This window comes from Streptomyces sp. MH60 (assembly GCF_002939385.1).
Classification (GTDB): Bacteria; Actinomycetota; Actinomycetes; order Streptomycetales; family Streptomycetaceae; genus Streptomyces.
Window position 1 is genome coordinate 1 of record NZ_MULI01000168.1, and the last position, 3083, is coordinate 3083.

The 3083-nt window shown below is 75.9% G+C and carries 1 protein-coding gene and 1 pseudogene; both read right to left on the bottom strand.

Annotation, left to right across the window (positions count from 1 at the left end; translation table 11 throughout):
* Positions 1-975: serine/threonine-protein kinase (locus BZZ08_RS38240; protein ID WP_241965667.1), on the bottom strand; the 975-nt coding region annotated here is incomplete at its 3' end.
* Positions 976-1120: 145 nt separating this feature from the next.
* Positions 1121-3083: pseudogene (locus tag BZZ08_RS38245) on the bottom strand (protein kinase); the annotation flags it as partial.

A 3083-nucleotide genomic window follows, 5' to 3' on the forward strand; every position in this document is an offset into this window, starting at 1 on the left:
CCCGCCGGTATGCCCCGGTGCGCCCGGCATCCCGGGTGTCGTCGACGGCCCGGGCATCCCCGGGGCCCCCGGCATCCCCTGCTGGGCCGTGTCGCCCGCCTGCGGCGGGGGCGGGCCCGTGTACTGGGGGGTCGGCACGTACGCCTGGGCCGCGTCCGGGCGCCGGCCCTCGGCCGCCTGGGCGAGCAGGTGCTCGGCCTCGGTCGCGTCGGGCCGCTCGGCCGGGTCCTTGCGCAGCAGGGCGCTGATGACGGGCGCGAGCGCACCGGCGTACCGGGGCTCGGTGGCCTCCTCCTCGACGACCGCCTGCATGGTGGTGAGCGGGGAGGTGCGGCGGAACGGCGATCTGCCCTCCACCGCCGTGTACAGCGTCGCACCGAGCGCCCACAGGTCGGAGGACGGTCCGGGGTCGTGGCCGCGGACGCGCTCGGGCGCGAGATAGTCGACGGAGCCGACGACCTCTCCGGTCCGGGTGATGGTGGAGTCGCCCTCGATCTGCGCGATGCCGAAGTCGGTGAGCAGCACCCGGCCGTCGTCGGCGAGCAGCACGTTGCCCGGTTTGACGTCGCGGTGCAGGACGCCGGCGGTGTGCGCGGCGCGCAGGGCGCGCAGCACCCACAGGCCGATCCGGGCCGCCTCCCGCGGGACGACCCGCTCCTCGTCCTTGACGGCGTCGGCCAGCGAGCGGCCTTCCACCAACTCCATGACGATCCAGGGCCGGCCGTCGTGTTCGAGTACGTCGTGCACGGTGACGACGGCCGAGTGGTTGATCCGCGCCGCCGCGCGCGCCTCGCCCCGGGTGCGCGCCAGGAGTATGGCCTGGTCGCTCTCGGAGACGTAGAGCGCGGCGGTCAATTCCTTGATGGCGACGGTCCGGTGCAGCACCTCGTCGTGTGCGCGCCACACCCGGCCCATGCCGCCGCTGCCGATGGCTTCCCCGAGCCGGTAGCGTCCCGCGACGAGCCGGCCCTGCATCTGATTCACGTTGCCCCGCAATGGTCTTGTCAGGGTCAGACTAGGGACCGGCCCCCGTCCGGGGAACGGGTGGGGTGGGATGGAAACCGCTCTGTGACGGTTGTCGCTTTCCGTGACGGGAGGCAACCATCGGGCCGAACTGTGCTCAGCGCGTGTACTGGTAGGTGGCCGAAGCCTGTTCGAACAGCCTGCTCACCTCGTCACGCTCCGCCTCCGGACCACGGACCTGCACCACGTGGTAGCGCCCGTCGATCAGGACGGCGACGTTGCGCACGTACAGCTCGCCGCCGGCGGCGGTCCAGGTGAACTGCCCCTCCGCCATGGTCCGTCCGCCGACCTCGATGGTCTTCAGGCCGCTGGAGGTGGCCCAGCTGGAGGCGCGGTACGAGGCCAACTCCGGTTCGCTGTCGCGCTGGTAGGCCATCGGGTCGTCGCCGAACTCGGAGGTGCGGTCGCGGCCCGGTACGACGATCAGCTCGAAGTCGCCCTTGCCGTAGACGACCTGGCCGCTGCCGTTGCGGGGCGTGCGGCTCCAGCCGTCGGCGACGGCGACGCGGAAGCCCTCCGGGTCCTTGCGCAGGGTGAAGCCGTCGGCGACGTTGGACTGGGTCTCGGTCGAGCCGCCCGCCGTCCCCGAGGCGTCGGGGTCGGGCTTCGGGGAGGTCTGGTCCGGCCGGGGCTCGCTGCTGACGTCCGGCGACTGCGCGGGCGGCGCCTGGCTCGCCTCGCCGGCGGCGCCGGTCCGGTCGGCGGTGCCGGTGCCGTTGGTGTCGCCCTTCGGCATGAAGAACATGGCGTACGCGACCGCGCCGGCCATCGCCAGCAGTATCAGCAGGAGCAGGGTCCGGCCGAGACTGCGTGGGGAGCGGCCGGTCTCCCTGTCCCGCTTGTGCCGTCCGTGGTGCGCGGGCAGCCCGGCACGCCGCCTGCGCACCAGCTCGCCGCGGCGGCGCACGATCGGCAGCCGGCCGGCCTCGACGGGCGGCGCCGAGATGACGTGCAGGCCCGCCTCCGGCTCGGGGGCGGACCGTACGAGGGAACGCAGCCAGCCGCTCAGCTCCTCGAACTCGATGCGCTCGATGGGGTCCTGACGCAGCAGCGACTCCACGACCGGCCGCAGCGGCCCGCACTCCTCGGCGAACGCCGGCGGCTCCGCGCACACGATCTGCACCAGCTCGGCGGTCGACTCCTCCGGATAGGGCGCGTGTCCCTGTACGGCGCGGAAGAGCAGCGCGCCCAGGGCCCACAGATCGGTGGCGGGGCCGATGGGCGCGGCCAGCTGCCAGTTCTCGTGCACCGGACCGGCCTGCTCCGGCGCCCAGCGCTCGGTCACGGGTCCGACCACGGCCATCCGCGTCTGCCGGGCCCGCTCGGCGGCGAGCGCGGTGGCCGGACCACGCGGCACGGGCGCACGGGCGGCCAGGTCGTCCCAGCGCGCACCGGCCACGCCCCCATCCCCCGGCACCGCGGACCCGGGGCCGGCATCGGGTGGCCCGGATGCGGCTCCAGGGGCGGCCTCCCGGCGACCGGCGGCGGCACCGGGGCTGTCCTCCCGCCATGCGGCGGCGGGCCTCCCGGTGCTCTCCTGCCGGGCGGCGGGCAGGGCCCGTCCTGGCGTCCCCGGTTCACCGGCCTGGCGGGGGGCGGGAAACGCCGGGTCGCCGGTGCGAGGAGCCGTGGAGGACGCCGGACCGCCCGAGGTACGGGGCGCGGCGCCGTGCCAGGAGGTGGTGCGTACGCCGTAGGGGTCGGCGATCTGCCCCGGCGGGACGGCGGCGCCACCGGACGAGGCGGGGGCACCGACGCCTTCGTCGCCCCAGGGGCCACCGGACGCGGCATCGGGGCCGACGGGGCCCGGAGTCCGCCCCGGGTCGGCGGTGTAGCCCGGCCCGCCACCCCTCGGGTCGGCCCCGGCGCCGGACGCGGCATCGCGGTCGGGGTCGCCGGGGTGCGCCTCCCGGCCGGGACCGGTGGCGAAGCCGGACCGCCCGTTCCCCGGCCCGGGCCAGGGCCCGGCGTCCTGTGTCGTCGCGCCGGTCTCGACGCCGCGAGCGGGCCGCACCCCGCCGGGTCCGGTGTCCGGGCCGTCGGCGTCGTCGTACGGGGAG